Below are 18,901 nucleotides of genomic sequence, written 5' to 3' on the forward strand. Positions count from 1 at the left end.
TTTAATGATTGGGGGCACGATATGCCACACCATTACCCAATACAAGTAACACATTCACATTTTATTATGTGATTATTTAGCGCAACCAATAAGTGTTTGTTTGAAATAAAGCTTTTATTGATCTGCAATATTCTAAGTAAAACTACGCATTGACCGTGCAGCGCGCCAAATTGGCCGTCGTTTGCCCTCATGCCGGATGTCATGCGAGCAAGGATTCCCCAAGCCGTCTAGATTGGTACAATAAGCGTCCCGTGACGCCCGCCCGCGGCGGCCGTCCGCCCGTTCACGAGCCCAGCGCCTGATGACCACCGCAAACAGGCCCCCAGAACACCCCAGCATAGGCAGCAGATGACCAGTCCGAACCAGGCCGCCAACCCGGCGTCCACCGCCGAAGAACCGGTGCTCCGCGCTCCGGAAAACGAAAACACCCTGGCCACGCTGGCCATTCCGCTGGGCGAGACCATTCTGACGCTGACCGCCAACGGCACGCCCATTTACGGCATCTTGCAGCGCAGCCGGGCCATGACCGAGCAATCCGACTTCTTCCGGCTGCAGTTTCGCGGCTACGCCCGCGCCGACGGCCACCGCTGGCAGTTGTTCGAGGGCGAGGACAGCCATTTCCAAGCCGCCCACAATTGCGCCTGGGTGCGCGTGGACCGGCCCAGCCGCACCGTCACCTTCGGCCCCAAAAGCGGCGTGCAGGCCAGCCCCGGCTTTGTCGGCACCGGACTCGACGCTTTTCTGTTCGCCAGCGTCATCGCCTGGGCCAAGGGCATTTGTCCGGACCACGCCATCAGCCCCGGCATGATCGCCATGAGCCAGACCTCGTCGGAAGAAGAACGGCTGCAACGCAACGCCTTTTACGCCAGCCAGGGCTTTGAATTTGAATGGCAGGACGCCAACCAGCGTTCCGCGCTGTACTTCAAGGACAAGGTCAACAAGCTGCTGGGGGTATGGAATAAGGAACTGATCACCGAGGTGGGCGGCGAGGCGATGCTGCAATCGCTGGCGCGGCAGGACGAAACCCGCGCCGAGCTGGAACAGCGGCTGGAAAAACTGGAAAGCGTGCACGACAACCTGAAACGGGCGCTGCAAAAAGAACGCACCACCGCCCAGATCCTGACCGGGGTGCTGATCCTGTTCGCGATCTGCGGACTGTGGGCGGTGATCTAAGAGCCTGTTCACGATCTTTCTGAGTGATGGCTCCAAGGCCTGGAATCCGCTGCGCGGATGATAGTTTGCATTGCCGGGGCTGCCCGGCGGGCAGGAAGGGGAATTTGCGCGGCCAAATTCCCCTTCACCCCAAAGGCCGCCCTGCAAGCCTGGCCTGCGGCTTCCCGCCGGTTCCCGTCAGTCCCGAGGCGCGGCTGAACTCGCGATTTGCTAACGTCAAATCGCTCAAACAAAGCAGCCGCTTAAAACCTCGGGCCTGCCACCCGACGGCAGGCTTGAAGGGAGTTGGGGCGCATCGGATACGCGGTTTCCGATACACCAAACCGTGTTTCAAAGCACAGACAAAAGATCGTGAACAGGCTCTTAGAGCCTCCCCATCCGGCTGCCCTGCCTTGACCCTCCCCGCCCCGTCGGCGACAATCCCCGGGCGCCGTTCTCATTAGCGGCGCCGGGATTGGCGTCCCGCCCTGTACACAACGGACTCGCACCTCATCTGGGTGCGGTCCTGCTTTACCATGGCTATGCCACTTGGCAGGTGCATGGTGGGAGAGTGTCATGCACTCGCCGGTTTGTGTACACGGTAACGCCAATCCTGCCACGCGCCTGCCCAATACCTCGCTTTTCAGGCAGGCGGTTTATCTTGTGTCACAGCAGGAGAAACGGCATGTCCCCTATCCTACCCCGCCGCCGCCGCTACAAGCTGGCCGCCATCGAACAGCAGGAAACCCTGCTCCCCTTCGTCCGCTACATCCCGGAGCGCGACTATCCGCATTACTGGCAGATGCCGGAAGCCGACGATGACTTCGACGCCATGTGCGCCTACGGCCGCGAATGCGCGGCTCACCTGCTGCAATGGCTGAAGGATAATCGTTATTACGTGGGCTACGGCCTGCTAAGCCGGGTGGCGCGAGACATCGACTTCAACGCGCGTGAGCAGCGCGGCTACTGGATTGGCTTTTTCAATTATCTGGAGCAGATGCTGTTCTTGGGCGCGCAGCAAGTGAAGGTTTACCGCCACGTGGACAGCCAGCATCAGATGCATGCCGGCAAGAGCAAACGCAGGCAGTTAGAGGAGCGCTTCGGCCGCTTCGGCCGCTAAAGCAAGGGGCGGCGGCCATCACTGACCGCCGCCCTGCGTTTCACAAAGCGGAGCCTTGCGGGGCTCCGCCTCGCTTCCCGGCGAGGCGCTTCAGACGCTTGGCGCGCCGCCCAACACCTTGTAAACATCCGCCAGGTTTTTCAATTGCTCCTGACGCAGCCGGATCAGCGCGGACTCGCTGCCGCGCCGCGCCTTGGCCGCGTCCAGCCAGGTTTGCACGTCAACCGCCCCGGCGCGGTAGCGGCTTTCCGCCAGTTGTTCGCTGCGCCGGTTCAAGGCCAGCGCGTCGGCTTGCAAGCGAGCGGAGCCTTGCAGCCGCTGGCGCGCGCTCAGCGCGTTGTCCACCTCTTGATAAGCGCTGTACAAGGTCTTGCGGAAACTGACGGTTTCCAGCTCGTAATCAGCCTGGCTGCTCTTCAATTGCAGGCCTTGCTTGCGCCACTCAAGGAAGGGCAAGGACAGGGACGCGCCCAGCGTCAGCAGCGGGTTTTGCACCAGGCTGCTCAGCGCGCCGCTGCTGGAGCCCAGCGAACCGGTCAGTTTCAGCGCCGGGAAGAAGGCCGCGCGCTCCTGGTCCACCTTGGCCAGCTTGCCGCGCAAGCGCGCTTCCGCGGCCATCAGATCCGGCCGCCGCTCCAACAGGCTACTGGGCAGGCCGGCGTTTATCGCCGGCAAGACGGGTTCCAGCGGCAGCGCGGCGATAGCCGGCAGCGCCGCGCCGGACGGGCGGTCCAGCAATAGCGCCAAAGCGTTTTCCTTTTGCCCGCGCTCCTCGGCCAGCCCCAATAAGTCCGCCTGTTGACTCAGCACCGCGCTGCGCGCCTGGGTGACGTCCTGTTCGCTCGTCGCGCCGGCGCGCCATTTGGCTTCCGCCAGCGCCTGGATGCGACGCAGGTCCGCCAGATCCGCCTGCCCCAGCGTCTGCCGCGCCTTGAGCGCGGCGATGTCCCAGTACAGGCCGGCGGCGGCGCTGTCCGACAACAGGCGGGCCGCGGCTTCGTCATAGGCGCTGGCGCGGAACTCCTGATCCGCCGCGCGCAAGCGCGCGTCCACCCGCCCCCACAGGTCCAGCTCGTAACTGGTGTTCAAGCTGCCGCCGCTGCTGCGGCTCCAGGCCGAGGACTCTCCCAGCGTGCGCTTGGTCCCGGCATTGATGTCGCCGCTCAAGGAGGGCAAGGCGTCGCTGCGCTCCAAACCTGCCGCGAGCTGGGCCTTGCGCAGCTTGAGCAGGGCGATGCTCAGATCCGGGTTGCGGCTGCGCGCCTGCTCCAGCACCGCCAGCAAGCCGGCGTCGTCGAAGCCTTGCCACCAGCGCTCGCGGCTCATGTCCGCCTGGGCGTGGGACGGGGCGCCGCGCCATTGCGCCGGCGCTTCCAGCGCCTGGCGCTGATACGGCGTGCTCTGGCAGCCGGCCAGCAAGAGGGCCAGGCCCAAAACAGTGAGATTGGATTTCCAAAGCGTCAAACACTTACTCCCGCGCCAAGGCGTCAATCGGATTCAAACGCGCCGCGCTGCGCGCCGGCAGATAGCCGAACACCACGCCGATGGCGGTGGAACACGCCACCGCCAAGATGATGGCCTTCAGCGACAGGGCCATTTTCCACTTGCTGACCAAGAGCGCGAACACAAAGCTGATGCCGTAGGACAGGCCGATGCCGATGGCCCCGCCCACCAGGCAGACCAGCACCGCCTCGGTCAGAAATTGCTGCAAGACGTCGGACTGGCGCGCGCCCACCGCCATTCGGATGCCGATTTCACGGGTGCGCTCGGTCACCGACACCAGCATGATGTTCATCACGCCGATGCCGCCCACCACCAGCGAAATCACCGCGATCAGGGTCAGCAACAGGGCCAGGGTGCGACTGGTGTTTTCCACCGTTTTCAGCACCTCGTCCATATTGAAGGTGAAGAAGTCCTTGCCGCCATGGCGCAAGGTCAACAGCTGGCTGATCCCCTTCTCGGCCAGCGCGGTGGGCTGGCCTTCCTGGATGCGCACCACCATGTAGTCGAAATAAGCCTGGCCGAACAGCCGGCTGCCGGCGGTGCTGTAGGGCATCCACATTTGCAGCGATTTGCCGCCGCCGTTGTCCTTGGTTTCCACCACGCCGATCACGGTGGCCGGCACGCTGCCCACCAGCACCACTTGGCCGATGGCGTCCGCGTCGGCGAACAGTTTGCGGCGGGCGTTGTTGTCTATCACCACCACCTGGCGCTGCATGCGCACGTCGTCGCGGCTGAAACCCAGGCCGGCAACCACTTTCAAGCCGCGCACGCGCAAATACGTGCTGTCCACGCCGGACACCGAGGCGTTGACGTCGACATTGCGGTAGCGGATGCGCAGGCTGTTGCTGGTGACCGGCGACACGCTGTCCACATAGGGTTCCTCGGCCAGCGCGGCCAGATCGCCGGGCAAGAAGGTACGCACGCCGTCGGCCTTGTCGTCGCCCCAGTCCTTGCCGCGGTACACGGTGATGGTGTTGGTGCCGATGGAGCGGATATCGTTCAGCACGTAATTGCGCGCGCCCTCGCCCACCGCGATGATGGACACCACCGAGGTGATGCCGATGATGATGCCCAGCATGGTGAGCACGGTGCGCAGGCGGTTGGCCAGCATGGCGAGCATGGCCATCTTGAAGGCTTCGCTCATGCGTTCGCGCCAGGCCGGGCCGGGCTTGGGCCGGCGCGGCTCGCGCGCGTCCGCCGCCGGACGCGGCGCGTCGGCGGCGCTGTCGCGCAGGATCTCGCCGTCGCGGATTTCGATGATGCGTTCGGTCTGCGCGGCGATGGACGGGTCGTGGGTGACGATGATGATGGTGTGACCGGCCGCGTGCAGTTCCTTGAGGATGGCCATCACTTCTTCGCCGCTGTGGCTGTCCAAGGCGCCGGTGGGTTCGTCGGCCAGGATGATGTCGCCGCCGTTCATCAGCGCCCGGGCGATGGACACGCGCTGCTGCTGGCCGCCGGACAGCTGGCCCGGGCGGTAGTCTTCCTTGCCGGCCAGGCCCAGCCGCGCCAGCAGCTGGCGCGCGCGTTCGCGCCGCGCTTCCTGGCTCATGCCGGCGTACACCGCCGGCATCGCCACATTGTCGATGGCGCTCAGATGCGGCAATAGGTGGTAGCGCTGAAAGATGAAACCGAAATGCTCGCGCCGCAGCGTGGCCAGCTGGTCCTTGTCCAGCGCGCCCACGTCGCGCCCGCCCACCTGGTAATGACCGGCCGAGGGCTGATCCAGGCAGCCCAGGATGTTCATCAGCGTGGACTTGCCGGAACCGGAGGCGCCGATGATGGCCACCATCTCGCCGGCGCGGATGTCCAGGCTGACCTCCTTGAGCACCGCCACTTCTTCATCGCCGGACGGAAACCGGCGCCACACTCCGGACAGCGTCAGGCTGGCTCCGCTCATGCGCTCACCATCACGCTGCCGCTGGGTTCTTCTTCCTTGCCGCCGGCTTCGCTGGTCACCACTTTCTCGCCGGCTTTCAAACCATCCAGGATCTGCACACGGGTGGCGGTCTTCAGGCCGATGCGCACTTGGCGCTCATGCAGCTGGCCGTCCTTGCCCTGCACCTTGACGCTGTGGCGTCCATCCTTGCCGGCCGCGCCCAGCGCGCTCAGCGGAATGTTCAAGGCCTGCTTGGACTCCGCCAGCACGATGCTGATCTGCGCGGTCATGTCCACGCGCAGCTTGCCGTCCATGTTCTTCACATCGAACAGCGCCTTGTAGAAGTTGGCGTTGTTGATTTTTTCCGGCGTCGGCAAGATGGCGCGCAGCTTACCGCGGATGGGCCGGTCCGGCGCCCCCAATACGGTGAAATACACCGGCAGCCCGGCCTTGACGCGAATCACGTCGGCCTCGGCCACCTGGGCGTGCACCGTCATCGTGCTCAGGTCCGCCAGTTTCAGGATCACCGGCACCGTCTGGCTGGCGATCACGGTCTGACCCTGCTGGGTGACGATTTCGATCACCTCGCCGTCCATCGGCGCGGTGATGCGGGTATAGCCCAGCGTGGTGCGGTTCTTGTCGATCTGGAAACGGTTCTGGCGAATCTGCGCCTGCAAGTCGTCCAGCTCCGCCGTCTGGCTCTGGTAGACGGTTTCCGCCGCCAGCAGGTCTTTTTGCGAGGTGGAACCCTCGCTCATCATCTGCTTCTGGCGCGCCAGCTCGCGCTCGGCCTGGCGCAGCGTGGCCTGCTTACTGCGCAGCTGAGCCACGCGGGACTCCAGTTGCGCCTCGGAAACCTTCAGATCGTTGAGGCTGTTTTCCGGATCGATCTCGGCCAAGAGCTCGCCCTTGCCGACTCGGTCGCCGGCCGCCACCTTCAGGATTTTCAACTGGCCGCTGGCCTGGGCGCCCACGTCCACTTGCCGCAGCGGCTTCAGCACGCCGCTGGCCAGCACCACGTCCTCCAGATCGGCGCGGGTCACCTCCGCGGTCAGCACCTGCGGCGCCGGCTTGGGCGCCAGCCACAGCCAAAGCCCCCAGGCGGCCAGCGCCAGGACGGCCAGCAGCGCAATGCCGTTGCGCCACGGCCGCCGGCCCAGATTGACGCGGCGGCGTCCTTGCAAGGAGCCGATCAAATACAGGGGGAGCAAAAGCTTACGAATCCAACGCTTCCAAAATGTCATGTGGCGAGAAACCAAAGCGGAAATGAGGAAAACATCTTAGGACCGCGGGCAACGGGCATTGGTTGCACCCCGCGCCGACAATACGCATTTGACATACATCGCGCCAAGGCGGTCCGCCTGCTATAAGGGCGGTGTCAGCCCGCGCGCCAAATAGCTTTCCCGCAGATGGCGGCGCAGGCATTCCGGGCACAGGCAATCGCCGTGGCCATAGGGCAAGGGCAGTACTTGCGGCAGTTCCGCGCACCAACAAGCGCCGTTGTCGCCGCCCTCTCCGCAACGGAAGGCCGCGCCGCAACGCTCGCAGCGCTTGTCTTTGACCTTGGGCCGCAAGCCGATCAGCCGCTGCCACACCGCGCGCTTTTGTTCGTCGTCGAAGCCGGACCAGCCGGCGATCTCGTCCAAGGTGCGCAGGCAGCCCAGGCAATAGGCGCCGCCCTCGTCGAGACGGCAGAGGCCGATGCAGGGCGAGGCGGGCGCGGGATACGCCTTTGTCATCAAAAATCCATCTTATGTCGCGAAATCAGTCCGCTATTTTAGCGCAAAGCCGCCGCCTACACGCCGCCGGGCTTGACGCTGATCGGCGTATGCACCAAAAATGGGCTGCCGCCTTATTCCTGAGGCGAATATCCAAATAGATTAAAGCTAAATAGACAAAGAGAAATCAGGAGAAATTCATGAAAACGCATCTTAGCCTCATCGCCTGCGCCGCGCTGGCCCTGACCGCCTGCGGCAAATCCGAACAAAGCGCCGGCAGCGCGCCGGCCGAAGCCGGCGCGGTCGTGGTGAAAATCGGCTCCGCCAACCCGCTGACCGGGCCTTTCGCCCACTGGGGCCGCGACGCGGACAACGGCGTCAAGCTGGCGGTGGCGGAAGCCAATGCCGAAAAGCTGACTCTGGACGGCAAGCCCGTCACTTTCGAAGTGGTGTCCGAGGACGACCAGGCCGATCCCAAAACCGCCGCCCAGGTGGCGCAACGCCTGGTGGACGGCAAGGTGGCCGGCATCATCGGCCATCTCACTTCCGGCGCGGCCATTCCCGCTTCGCGGATTTACTCTCAGGCCGGCATTCCGATGATCGCCGCCTCGGTGACCAGCCCCAGCTTCACCCAGCAGGGCTTCAAGAACACCTTCCGCATCATCGCCAACGACCGCCAGCAAGGCGAGGCGCTGGCCAAGTACGCGATCGAAACGCTGAAGGCCGGCCGCATCGCCATCGTCGACGACCGCACCACTTACGGCCAGGGCCTGGCCGACGATTTCGCCAAGGCGGTGGAAGCGGCCGGCGGCAAGGTGGTCAAGCGCGAGTTCACCAGCAATAGCGCCACGGATTTCATGGCCATCCTCACCTCGATCAAGGGGGCGAAGCCGGACCTGCTGTTCTACGGCGGCATGGACGCCCAGGCGGCGCCGATGGTCAAGCAGATGAACAAGCTGGGCCTGAAGGCCGCCTTCATGGGCGCGGACGGCATCAATACGCCCGAGTTCTCCAAACTGGGCGGCGACAGCGCGGAAAGCAGCTACGCCTCCAGCGCGGGCGCGCAAAAAGACAAGATGCCGGGCTTCGCGGACTTCAACGGCAAGTACAAGCAGCAATTCAACGCCGACATCCAGGCCTACGCGCCCTACACCTATGACGCCGCGCGAGTGATGATCGCCGCGATGAAGCGCGCCGGCTCCTCCGATCCGGCCAAATACCTGGGCGAACTGCCCAAGACCGACTTCAAGGGCGTGACCGGCGAGATCCGCTTTGACGACAAGGGCGACATCCAGCACGGCACCGTGTCGCTGTATCAATTGCGCAAAGGACAGTGGGTCGGCCTGTAAACACCGACATTCCCGCCTTGCCTCCACACCCCGGCCTATGCCGGGGTTTTTGTTTTTTGCGGCGGCGCTCCAAAAAAATATGGCGCCATATTAAATAAATGGCTATAACTATTTATTCACAAACTAACATAAGGAGAGGATATGGGACTACTCGTTTCCCTATTGGCCGGCGGCCTGATCGGCTGGCTCGCCGGCAAGGTCATGGGCGTCAGCGAAGGCGTGATCGCCAACATCATCATCGGCATCATTGGTTCGGCCTTGGGACATTGGCTGTTTGGCCGGCTGCTGGGCATCTCTTCCGCTTCGGCCGCCGGTTCCTTCTCCCTGCCCGGCCTGGCTTTCGGCATTGCCGGCGCCGCCATCCTGATTTTCCTGCTGAAGAAGATCGGCCTCTTGCGTTGATCGGGCAAAGAAAAAGGCGACGCTGAACGCGTCGCCTTGTCGCCTGCTGCCGAACCGGCTTATTTGGCTGCGGAAGCGTCCTTGGACGCGGCGGCACCGCCCACGGTTTCCAGCACTTTCCACTCGCCGTTCACCACTTTGTAGACGGTGATGCCGCCGTCTTTCAGATCGCCCTTGGCGTCGTAAGTCCAGCTGCCGGAGGTCACGCCGGAGTGGGTGATCTTGGCCAGCACCGGCAGGTAGGCTTTGGGATCGGTGGAGTTGGCGTCTTTCATCGCCTGGATCAGCGCGCGGGTGGCGTCGTAGCCGTACGGCGAGTAAGTGGCCACGTCCATCTTGAAGCGCGCCTTGTAGCGGCTCTCGTAGTCCTTGCCCTTGGGCATTTGATCCAGCGGCAGGCCGGCCAGCGAGGCGATGGTGCCGTCGGCTTCCTTGCCCGCCAGTTGCAGGAAGGTCGGAGTCTTGGTCATCTCGCCGGAAATCAGCGGAGCGGTCAGGCCCAGGCGCTTCATCTGCTTGGCCATCGGCGCGGATTGCGCGTCGGCGCCGCCGTAGAACACCACGTCCGGCGCGGCGGCCTTGATCGAGGTGAGGATGGCGGCGAAGTCGGTGGCCTTGTCATTGGTGAATTCGCGCTTGACCACATTGCCGCCGGCGGCCTTGGCGGCCTTCTCGAACTCGTCGGCCAGGCCCTGACCGTAAGCGGTGCGGTCGTCCACGATCACCACTTTCTTGGCGCCCAGTTTTTCCACCACGAACTTGCCCATCACCGAGCCTTGCTGGGTGTCGGAAGTCATCGAGCGGAAGGTGTTCTTGAAGCCCTGCGCGGTGAAGGCCGGCGAGGTGGCCATGGCGATCATCGGAATGCCGGCGTCGGAATAGATCTTGGAGGCCGGGATGGAGGTGCCGGAGTTGAAGTGGCCGATGATGCCGTTCACTTTCTCGTCGACGAATTTCTGCGCCAGCTGAGTGGCGGTTTTCGGGTCGGCCTGGTCGTCCTGGGCTTCCAGTTCGAAGCTCACCGGCTTGCCGCCGATGGTGGGCTTCTCGGCGTTGGCGTCTTCAATCGCCAGGGTCACGCCGTTTTTGTATTCTTCGCCGTAGTGGGCTTGCGGACCGGTCAGGGGGGCCGCGAAGCCGATCTTGACCACGCCGCCCGCGGCGGCTTCCGCGCCGGCGGAGGCGCCGGCTGCCGGCGCGCCCTCTTCTTTTTTGCCGCATGCGGACAAGGCGACAGCGGCGGCCACGGCCAGGGAAAGAGTCGTCAGTTTGTTTGCTTGCATCATGTTTCCTCTATTTCTCCAGAGATCCCCATCCGTCACGTGTCGGGATTGGGGGTTTGCGGAACCTGTCTAATGTTGTTATGTACATCCCGCCTTCCCCAAGCAGGGGCGAGCGCGGCGGCTGGCGGCATTATTTCAAGGCCGCCAGCTTGTGGCAAGTGGCTTGTTGGACAAGCCCGCCGCCACCCCATGCGCGCCGGCGCATGGGAAAACCGATTTGATCCGCGGAGTTGCAAGACGAACGGACCGCCGTCGCCGGGGCCCGCCCCGCCTTTAATCGCCTATGCTCATCAGGCTGGCGTTGCCGCCCGCCGCGGTAGTATTCACGCTGAGCGCGCGCTCCACCACCAGGCGGTGCAGATTGTAATGGCCTTGCGCGTCGGCGCGCAGCAGCGGCACCAAGGCGCCGTCGCGCGCGGCCAGCGTACGCTGGGCGGCTTCGGCCTCGGCTTCGGAGCCGGAGAACAGCACGGCGCCGACATCCGCCGCCAACACATCGGCGTCCAGCTCCACCAAGGAGCCCAGCTTGGCGGCCAGGCTTCGGCCCGCCTCATTGGCCGGCAACACCGCGCGGTTGCCGGTGGCGAAGGCCGCCGCCAGCTGCTCCGCCAGCGCTTGCGCGTTGCCCGCCTGGCAACCCACCTTGCCGCGCGGCGCGAACTGCAGCGAGTTCCGCTCGCCGGTGGGGCCCGGCAAGTTCACCAGGCAGGCCAGCACGCTGTCCTTGCGCGCCGCGGCGATGGCCGGCTCCAAGGCCAGGCCCAGGCTGCCGGCGGCGGCCGCCAAGGCGTCCAGCGCCGGCAGGGACAGCGGCGGGGTCTCCGCCGCCAGTTTCGGCTCCCAGGCAGCGCGGCTCAGCCGGTACAGATAGAAGGGGCCGCCGGCCTTGGGGCCGGTGCCGGACTTGCCTTCGCCGCCGAAGGGCTGCACGCCCACCACCGCGCCGACGATGTTGCGGTTGACGTAGACGTTGCCGACCTTGATCTGGCCGACGATGTTGTCGATAGTCTCGTCGATGCGGCTGTGGATGCCGTGGGTCAGACCGTAGCCGGTGGCGTTGATCTCGGCCACCACCTTGTCCAGCTCATTGGCCTCGAAACGCAGCACATGAAGCACCGGACCGAAGACTTCGCGCTTCAGCTGCTTGAGATCGGCGATCTCAAACAAGGTGGGCGCCACAAAGGTGCCCTTGGCGCAGTCCTCGCCCAGCTTGACCTGATGAGTGGCGCGCGCGCTCGCCTTCATCTTCTCGATATGGGCCAGCAGGCCGGCCTGGGCTTCGGCGTCGATCACCGGGCCGACGTCGATGTCCAGCTTGGCCGGATCGCCCACTTTCAATTCATCCATCGCGCCCTTGATCATGGCGATGACTTTGTCGGCGATGTCGTTTTGCAGATAGAGCACGCGCAACGCGGAGCAGCGCTGGCCGGCGGAATCGAAAGCCGAGCTGAGCACATCGGTGACCACCTGCTCCGGCAGCGCCGAACTGTCCACGATCATCGCGTTCTGGCCGCCGGTTTCGGCCACCAGCACCGGGTCGCCGCCGCGCTTGGCCAGCGTGCGGTTGATGATTTGCGCCACCTCGGTGGAGCCGGTGAAGATCACGCCCTGGACGCGCGGGTCCGCGGTCAGCGCCGCGCCCACCACTTCGCCGCGGCCCGGCAGCAATTGCAGCGCCGCGCGCGGCACGCCGGCCTCGTGCAACAAGCGCACCGCGTGCGCGGCGATCAGGCTGGTCTGCTCCGCCGGCTTGGCCAGCACCGCGTTGCCGGCCGCCAGCGAGGCCGCCACCTCGCCGATGAAGATGGCCAGCGGGAAGTTCCACGGGCTGATGCACACCACCGGGCCCAATGGGCGATGGCTGGCGTTGTCGAATTCGTCTTCGATCTGCGCCGCGTAGTAGCGGCAGAAGTCCACCGCCTCGCGCACCTCGGCGATCGCGTTGGCCAGCGTCTTGCCGGCCTCGCGCACCGCCAGGCCCATCAGCGCCGGCATCTGGTCTTCCATCAGGTCGGCCATCCGTTGCAGGCAGGCGGCGCGTTCGGCCACCGGCGTGGCGGCCCAATCGGCGGCGCCTTGCTGCGCCAGCTCCAGCGCGCGGTTCACGTCCGCCGCGCTCGCCTCGATCACGCGGCCCACCAGATCGTCGCGATCCGCCGGATTGCGCACCTGCTGCACTTCGCCGTCGGTGACGTCGCCGTCGCCCAACATCGGGAAAGCGCCCCACGGCTGTTTCTCGGACGCTTGCAGGCCCAGTTGCAGCGTGGCCAGCACATGCTCGCTGGACAGGTCCAGACCCTTGGAGTTTTTGCGCTGCTGGCCGTACAGCTCCAGCGGCGCCGGAATCTTCTTGTGCGGCTGGCCGCCATGGCGCGCGGCCTCGGCCACCGGATCCGCCACCAGTTCGTCTATGGACACCGCCTCGTCTACGATGCGGTTGACGAAGGAGCTGTTGGCGCCGTTTTCCAGCAGACGGCGCACCAGATAGGCCAGCAGAGTTTCATGCGAGCCCACCGGCGCGTAGATGCGGCAAGCCTTGCCCAGCTTGTCCTTGCCCACCACTTGGTCGTACAGGGTCTCGCCCATGCCGTGCAGGCACTGGAATTCGTAATCCTTGCCGGAGGCCAGATTGAACACCGCGGCCAGGCTGTAGGCGTTGTGGGTGGCGAACTGCGGATAGATCGCGTCCTGCGCGGACAACAGCTTCTTGGCGCAGGCGAGATAAGCCACATCGGTGTAAACCTTGCGGGTGTAAACCGGATAGCCCGGCAAGCCGTCCACCTGGGCGCGCTTGATCTCCGCGTCCCAATAAGCGCCCTTGACCAGGCGCACCATGAAGCGGTGCTTGCTGCGACGCGCCAGATCGATCAGGAAATCGATCACATAGGGGCAACGCTTCTGGTAAGCCTGCACCACAATGCCTATGCCCTCGAAACCGTCCAGATCCGGATCGTTGGCCAGCGCCTCCACCAGATCCATGGAGATTTCCAGGCGGTCCGCTTCTTCGGCGTCGATGTTCAGGCCGATATCGTACTGCTTGGCCAGCAGGAACAAGCCTTTCAGGCGCGGCAGCAGCTCGGCCATCATCCGTTCGTGCTTGATGCGGCTATAACGCGGATGGATGGCCGACAGCTTCACCGAAATGCCCGGGCCTTCGTAAATGCCGCGGCCGGCGGACGCTTTGCCGATGGCGTGAATGGCGGTCACATAGTCTTGCAGATAGCGCTGCGCGTCGGCCTCGGTCATCGCCGCCTCGCCCAGCATGTCGTAGCTGAAGCGATAGCCGCGCGCCTCGCGTTCGCGGCCGTTGGCCAGCGCTTCCTCAATGGTCTCGCCGGTGACGAACTGCTTGCCCAGCATGCGCATCGCCATGTCCACGCCTTTGCGGATCAGCGGCTCGCCGCCTTTGGCGATCAAACGGGTCATCGCCGCCGACAAGCCATTCGCGCTGTGCGAAGCCACCAGCTTGCCGGTCACCAGCAAGCCCCAGGCCGCGGCGTTGACGAACAAGGAAGCGCTATTGCCCAGGTGGGCCTTCCAGTCGCCGCGCGAAATCTTGTCGCGGATCAGCTTGTCCGCGGTTTCGCGGTCCGGAATGCGCAGCAGCGCTTCGGCCAGACACATCAAGGCGATGCCCTCGGCGCTGTCCAGAGAAAACTCATGCATCAAGGCATCCACCCCGCTGGACTTGGTGCGCTCGCGGCGCACCTCCGCCACCAGGCGCCGCGCCAGGTCCTGAACCGCCGTGACTTCGCCGTCGCTCATCGCAGCCTGCGGCAACAGCGCCTGCACGCACTCGCGCTCATCGCGACGATAGGCAGAGGTAATGGCGTCCCGCAGCGCCGACTGGCCATGGGCAAATGCGTCGAATTGCATGAATCATCTCCGTGTAGTTTGCAGCCCCGGGCTATCTCTTTTCATTAGCGCCCGGAAAATTTGTCTATTGTATACAAATACAAATAGATTGCTGGACAATATGAAGGAAACTTTTCAGTCCATAATTTCAGCCCAAACAAACCCAACTCGTACAAGCAGTTAGCCGGCGCCAGCCGGGCCCAAGACCCGCCTCACTGTTGCATGCCAACAACTTAGAGCACCCCGCTCCGCCCCCGTCCGCGCATGCCAAGGCCGGCGCAACGTGCCACAATGCCGCCCTGACTCTCTTCATCATAGGCAAACCCTCATGCAAACCGTGCTGATCACCCTGAACGCCAGCCCCTACGGGGACGAACGCGCGCTCTCCGCGCTGCGCCTGACCCTGACGCTGGCTCAACAGGCCGAGCGCTGCCGGGTGCAGCTGTTCCTGCTGTCCGACGCCGTTGTCGCCGCATTGAAAAATCAGAAGACCGCACAAGCGCCGACCCTGGGCGAGATGCTGGCCGAAGCGTTGGAATTGGGCGTGACGGCGCGCGTCTGCCGCACTTGCGCCGACGCGCGGGGAATCGATGAAAGCCTGCTGTTGCCGGGCGTCAAGATCGGCACCATGCCGGAGCTGGCCGAATGGACGCTGAGCGCGGACAAAACGCTCAGCTTTTGAATCCGCAAATGCAAAAAGCCCAGACCGTTTGGTCTGGGCTTTTACATTGGGCGCCTGGCAATGTCCTACTTTCACATGGCGAATGCCACACTATCATCGGCGCTAAGGCGTTTCACGGTCCTGTTCGGGATGGGAAGGCGTGGGACCGCCCCGCTATTGTCGCCAGGCATAAACTGTGTCGCTTCTTTCGAGAAGCGAAACGCCAAGTCTTGGACTTGGCGTTATCGTATTGGGCGTCTGGCGGTGTCCTACTTTCACATGGCGAATGCCACACTATCATCGGCGCTAAGGCGTTTCACGGTCCTGTTCGGGATGGGAAGGCGTGGGACCACCTCGCTATGGCCACCAGACATAAACTGGTACAAACTTGAAGAAGCCTGGGATGGTCTACACCACCCCACATATATTCGGTATTCAATTGTGTCGCACAACACTATCTCGTCGCTCAGTTTCCCAAGCCACTCAAATGATAGGATCAAGCCTCACGAGCAATTAGTATCGGTTAGCTTAACGCCTCACAGCGCTTCCACACCCGACCTATCAACGTCCTGGTCTCGAACGACTCTTCAGGAGGGTCAAGCCCTCAGGGAAGTCTCATCTTCAGGCGAGTTTCCCGCTTAGATGCTTTCAGCGGTTATCTCTTCCGCACTTAGCTACCCGGCAATGCGACTGGCGTCACAACCGGTACACCAGAGGTGCGTCCACTCCGGTCCTCTCGTACTAGGAGCAGCCCCCGTCAAACTTCCAACGCCCACTGCAGATAGGGACCAAACTGTCTCACGACGTTTTGAACCCAGCTCACGTACCACTTTAAATGGCGAACAGCCATACCCTTGGGACCGGCTACAGCCCCAGGATGTGATGAGCCGACATCGAGGTGCCAAACACCGCCGTCGATGTGAACTCTTGGGCGGTATCAGCCTGTTATCCCCGGAGTACCTTTTATCCGTTGAGCGATGGCCCTTCCATTCAGAACCACCGGATCACTATGTCCTGCTTTCGCACCTGCTCGACTTGTCGGTCTCGCAGTTAAGCTACCTTTTGCCATTGCACTATCAGCACGATTTCCGACCGTACCTAGGTAACCTTCGAACTCCTCCGTTACACTTTGGGAGGAGACCGCCCCAGTCAAACTGCCTACCATGCACTGTCCCCAATCCGGATCACGGACCAAGGTTAGAACCTCAAACACACCAGGGTGGTATTTCAAGGACGGCTCCATGAGAACTAGCGTTCCCACTTCATAGCCTCCCACCTATCCTACACAAGTCTGTTCAAAGTCCAATGCAAAGCTACAGTAAAGGTTCACGGGGTCTTTCCGTCTAGCAGCGGGGAGATTGCATCTTCACAAACACTTCAACTTCGCTGAGTCTCAGGAGGAGACAGTGTGGCCATCGTTACGCCATTCGTGCGGGTCGGAACTTACCCGACAAGGAATTTCGCTACCTTAGGACCGTTATAGTTACGGCCGCCGTTTACTGGGGCTTCGATCAAGAGCTTGCACCCCATCACTTAACCTTCCAGCACCGGGCAGGCGTCACACCGTATACGTCCACTTTCGTGTTGGCACAGTGCTGTGTTTTTGTTAAACAGTCGCAGCCACCGATTCTCTGCGACCTCTCAAAGCTCCTCCCGCAGGGGATTCACTCTAAGAGGCATACCTTCTCCCGAAGTTACGGTATCAATTTGCCGAGTTCCTTCTCCTGAGTTCTCTCAAGCGCCTTAGAATTCTCATCCTGCCCACCTGTGTCGGTTTGCGGTACGGTTCTTATGCAGCTGAAGCTTAGTGGCTTTTCCTGGAAGCGTGGTATCAGTCACTTCAGGTCCGTAGACCCTCGTCATCACGTCTCGGCCTTAAGGAGCGGCGGATTTGCCTACCACTCCAGCCTACCGGCTTAAACAGACTATTCCAACAGTCTGATGACCTAACCTTCTCCGTCCCCACATCGCACTGCATAAAAGTACGGGAATTTTAACCCGTTTCCCATCGACTACGCTTTTCAGCCTCGCCTTAGGGGCCGACTCACCCTACGCCGATGAACGTTGCGTAGGAAACCTTGGGCTTTCGGCGAGCGGGCTTTTCACCCGCTTTATCGCTACTCATGTCAGCATTCGCACTTCTGATATCTCCAGCATCCCTTACGAGACACCTTCACAGACCTACAGAACGCTCCCCTACCATCTGCACTTACGTGCAAATCCGCAGCTTCGGTTATCAGTTTGAGCCCCGTTACATCTTCCGCGCAGGACGACTCGACCAGTGAGCTATTACGCTTTCTTTAAATGATGGCTGCTTCTAAGCCAACATCCTGGCTGTCTATGCCTTCCCACCTCGTTTACCACTTAACTGATCATTTGGGACCTTAGCTGGCGGTCTGGGTTGTTTCCCTCTTGACGATGGACGTTAGCACCCACCGTCTGTCTCCCATGCTCGCACTTTCCGGTATTCAGAGTTTGCCATGGTTTGGTAAATCGCAATGACCCCCTAGCCATAACAGTGCTTTACCCCCGGAAGTGATACATGAGGCACTACCTAAATAGTTTTCGGGGAGAACCAGCTATCTCCGAGTTTGTTTAGCCTTTCACCCCTATCCACAGCTCATCCCCTAGTTTTGCAACACTAGTGGGTTCGGACCTCCAGTGCGTGTTACCGCACCTTCATCCTGGCCATGGATAGATCACTCGGTTTCGGGTCTACGCCCAGCAACTAAAGCGCCCTATTCGGACTCGGTTTCCCTACGCCTCCCCTATTCGGTTAAGCTCGCTACTGAACGTAAGTCGCTGACCCATTATACAAAAGGTACGCAGTCACGGAACAAGTCCGCTCCCACTGTTTGTATGCATCCGGTTTCAGGTTCTATTTCACTCCCCTCCCGGGGTTCTTTTCGCCTTTCCCTCACGGTACTGGTTCACTATCGGTCGATCATGAGTATTTAGCCTTGGAGGATGGTCCCCCCATCTTCAGACAGGATTTCTCGTGTCCCGCCCTACTTATCGTACGCCTAGTCCTTGGAATGCGTTTTCGTGTACGGGGCTATCACCCACTATGGCGGTCCTTTCCATGAACCTTCCACTAACACAATCCATAACACGTACAGGCTCTTCCGCGTTCGCTCGCCACTACTAACGGAATCTCGGTTGATTTCTTTTCCTGCAGCTACTTAGATGTTTCAGTTCGCTGCGTTCGCCTCCTCAGACCTATGGATTCAGTCTGGGATCTCCTTGCGGAGGGGTTTCCCCATTCGGACATCGCGGGATCAAAGCTCTATTGCCAGCTCCCCCGCGCTTTTCGCAGGCTTACACGTCCTTCTTCGCCTATGATCGCCAAGGCATCCACCAGATGCACTTAGTCGCTTGACCCTATCATTTCAGTAACCTGGATCACCAAAACAACAAGTGTGTTTGTGCGACGACTACACCGCCCCTTTTGATATGGCGACGCAGCCTAGATACAATCAAATACCCAAGATGACGATCCGTCCGCGTAAAGAGTTAACTCTACGCTTCCTTCTCGCCGTCTTTATATATTCGGCTTCTTCAGTTTGTTAAAGATCGGGCGTTAAAAATACAACGCAAACACAATCAAGCTATCTTGCAAACTCGCTTGTGTTTGAGTTGTGGTGGAGGATGACGGGATCGAACCGACGACCCCCTGCTTGCAAAGCAGGTGCTCTCCCAACTGAGCTAATCCCCCTCTAAACCTGAAATGCCGCGTTGAAACGCGCCTCGTGTGCATCAGCACACTTCGCCGCCTTTCGCCTTGCCTTTCAGCTTTATTTGTGCGGCCGGATCACTCCGACAACAGAAATTCTGGTGGGTCTGGTTGGACTCGAACCAACGACCCCCGCCTTATCAAGACGGTGCTCTAACCAGCTGAGCTACAAACCCATTTCTTGTTCAGCCATCGCTGGCTGACGCCCTTAACTACAAATAACCGATAGGCTGTAAGTACTCGATC

Annotated in this window: 11 protein-coding genes, 2 tRNA genes and 3 rRNA genes; 5 read left to right on the plus strand and 11 right to left on the minus strand. The window is 61.9% G+C overall.

The window, feature by feature from the left end; translation table 11 throughout:
• Nucleotides 1–348: 348 nt before the first annotated feature.
• Both AB1Z25_RS12735 and AB1Z25_RS12740 read left to right on the plus strand, forming a co-directional pair.
• Nucleotides 349–1,173 carry a hypothetical protein gene (locus AB1Z25_RS12735; RefSeq protein ID WP_486635392.1) on the plus strand — a complete coding sequence of 275 codons (825 nt, stop codon included), beginning with the start codon at nt 349–351 and terminating at the stop codon, nt 1,171–1,173.
• Between the two features lie 664 nt (nt 1,174–1,837).
• Complete coding sequence (locus tag AB1Z25_RS12740; RefSeq protein WP_486635393.1) at nt 1,838–2,272, plus strand: hypothetical protein; 435 nt, start codon at nt 1,838–1,840, stop codon at nt 2,270–2,272.
• A 90-nt stretch (nt 2,273–2,362) separates the two neighbouring features.
• Here AB1Z25_RS12740 and AB1Z25_RS12745 read toward each other — a convergent pair whose 3' ends face one another.
• From AB1Z25_RS12745 to AB1Z25_RS12760, 4 genes are all read right to left on the minus strand, one after another.
• A complete protein-coding gene (locus AB1Z25_RS12745; RefSeq protein ID WP_486635394.1) occupies nt 2,363–3,736 on the minus strand; it encodes an efflux transporter outer membrane subunit in 1,374 nt (457 codons plus the stop codon).
• 4 nt (nt 3,737–3,740) lie between these two features.
• Entirely contained in the window at nt 3,741–5,675 is a 1,935-nt protein-coding gene (macB, locus tag AB1Z25_RS12750; protein WP_486635395.1) for a macrolide ABC transporter ATP-binding protein/permease MacB, read from the minus strand.
• Entirely contained in the window at nt 5,672–6,865 is a 1,194-nt protein-coding gene (gene macA / locus AB1Z25_RS12755; RefSeq protein ID WP_486635396.1) for a macrolide transporter subunit MacA, read from the minus strand. Before macA ends, macB begins: the two co-directional genes overlap by 4 nt.
• Nucleotides 6,866–7,018: 153 nt before the next feature.
• Entirely contained in the window at nt 7,019–7,393 is a 375-nt protein-coding gene (locus AB1Z25_RS12760; RefSeq protein WP_486635397.1) for a cysteine-rich CWC family protein, read from the minus strand.
• Nucleotides 7,394–7,572: 179 nt separating this feature from the next.
• Between AB1Z25_RS12760 and AB1Z25_RS12765 the strand changes: the two genes are divergently transcribed.
• On the plus strand, nt 7,573–8,721 hold the full coding sequence (locus AB1Z25_RS12765) for a branched-chain amino acid ABC transporter substrate-binding protein (RefSeq protein ID WP_107801116.1): 1,149 nt from the start codon (nt 7,573–7,575) through the stop codon (nt 8,719–8,721).
• A 141-nt stretch (nt 8,722–8,862) separates the two neighbouring features.
• Nucleotides 8,863–9,123 (plus strand): GlsB/YeaQ/YmgE family stress response membrane protein, encoded by a 261-nt coding sequence (locus tag AB1Z25_RS12770; protein ID WP_107801117.1) that lies wholly within the window; start codon nt 8,863–8,865, stop codon nt 9,121–9,123.
• 59 nt (nt 9,124–9,182) lie between these two features.
• On the opposite strand, the gene AB1Z25_RS12775 is transcribed toward AB1Z25_RS12770, so the two are convergent.
• Both AB1Z25_RS12775 and putA read right to left on the minus strand, forming a co-directional pair.
• Complete coding sequence (locus AB1Z25_RS12775) at nt 9,183–10,406, minus strand: branched-chain amino acid ABC transporter substrate-binding protein (RefSeq protein WP_107801118.1); 1,224 nt, start codon at nt 10,404–10,406, stop codon at nt 9,183–9,185.
• A 273-nt stretch (nt 10,407–10,679) separates the two neighbouring features.
• Nucleotides 10,680–14,282, minus strand: coding sequence for a trifunctional transcriptional regulator/proline dehydrogenase/L-glutamate gamma-semialdehyde dehydrogenase (gene putA / locus AB1Z25_RS12780; RefSeq protein ID WP_486635398.1), 3,603 nt, complete (start codon nt 14,280–14,282; stop codon nt 10,680–10,682).
• A gap of 307 nt (nt 14,283–14,589) precedes the next feature.
• Here putA and AB1Z25_RS12785 point away from each other — a divergent pair, with 307 nt between their 5' ends.
• A complete protein-coding gene (locus tag AB1Z25_RS12785; protein WP_235087950.1) occupies nt 14,590–14,943 on the plus strand; it encodes a DsrE/DsrF/TusD sulfur relay family protein in 354 nt (117 codons plus the stop codon).
• Nucleotides 14,944–14,995: 52 nt separating this feature from the next.
• On the opposite strand, the gene rrf (AB1Z25_RS12790) is transcribed toward AB1Z25_RS12785, so the two are convergent.
• From rrf (AB1Z25_RS12790) to AB1Z25_RS12810, 5 genes are all read right to left on the minus strand, one after another.
• Nucleotides 14,996–15,110, minus strand: a 5S ribosomal RNA gene (gene rrf / locus AB1Z25_RS12790).
• A 68-nt stretch (nt 15,111–15,178) separates the two neighbouring features.
• Nucleotides 15,179–15,293, minus strand: a 5S ribosomal RNA gene (gene rrf / locus AB1Z25_RS12795).
• A 121-nt stretch (nt 15,294–15,414) separates the two neighbouring features.
• Nucleotides 15,415–18,303 (minus strand): 23S ribosomal RNA (locus tag AB1Z25_RS12800).
• A 258-nt stretch (nt 18,304–18,561) separates the two neighbouring features.
• Nucleotides 18,562–18,637: transfer RNA gene (locus AB1Z25_RS12805), tRNA-Ala, on the minus strand.
• 117 nt (nt 18,638–18,754) lie between these two features.
• Nucleotides 18,755–18,831 (minus strand) — tRNA-Ile (locus tag AB1Z25_RS12810).
• Nucleotides 18,832–18,901: the final 70 nt, after the last annotated feature.

The sequence above is a fragment of the Chromobacterium sp. HL1 genome, assembly GCF_057418835.1.

What these genes read in the sequence shown, in the direction of transcription:
- AB1Z25_RS12735 (WP_486635392.1), top strand. Translation starts at nt 349, where the DNA reads ATGACCAGTCCGAACCAGGCCGCCAACCCGGCGTCCACCGCCGAAGAA.
- AB1Z25_RS12740 (WP_486635393.1), top strand. Translation starts at nt 1,838, where the DNA reads ATGTCCCCTATCCTACCCCGCCGCCGCCGCTACAAGCTGGCCGCCATC.
- macB (WP_486635395.1), bottom strand. Translation starts at nt 5,675, where the DNA reads ATGAGCGGAGCCAGCCTGACGCTGTCCGGAGTGTGGCGCCGGTTTCCG.
- AB1Z25_RS12760 (WP_486635397.1), bottom strand. Translation starts at nt 7,393, where the DNA reads ATGACAAAGGCGTATCCCGCGCCCGCCTCGCCCTGCATCGGCCTCTGC.
- AB1Z25_RS12765 (WP_107801116.1), top strand. Translation starts at nt 7,573, where the DNA reads ATGAAAACGCATCTTAGCCTCATCGCCTGCGCCGCGCTGGCCCTGACC.
- AB1Z25_RS12770 (WP_107801117.1), top strand. Translation starts at nt 8,863, where the DNA reads ATGGGACTACTCGTTTCCCTATTGGCCGGCGGCCTGATCGGCTGGCTC.
- AB1Z25_RS12775 (WP_107801118.1), bottom strand. Translation starts at nt 10,406, where the DNA reads ATGCAAGCAAACAAACTGACGACTCTTTCCCTGGCCGTGGCCGCCGCT.
- putA (WP_486635398.1), bottom strand. Translation starts at nt 14,282, where the DNA reads ATGCAATTCGACGCATTTGCCCATGGCCAGTCGGCGCTGCGGGACGCC.
- AB1Z25_RS12785 (WP_235087950.1), top strand. Translation starts at nt 14,590, where the DNA reads ATGCAAACCGTGCTGATCACCCTGAACGCCAGCCCCTACGGGGACGAA.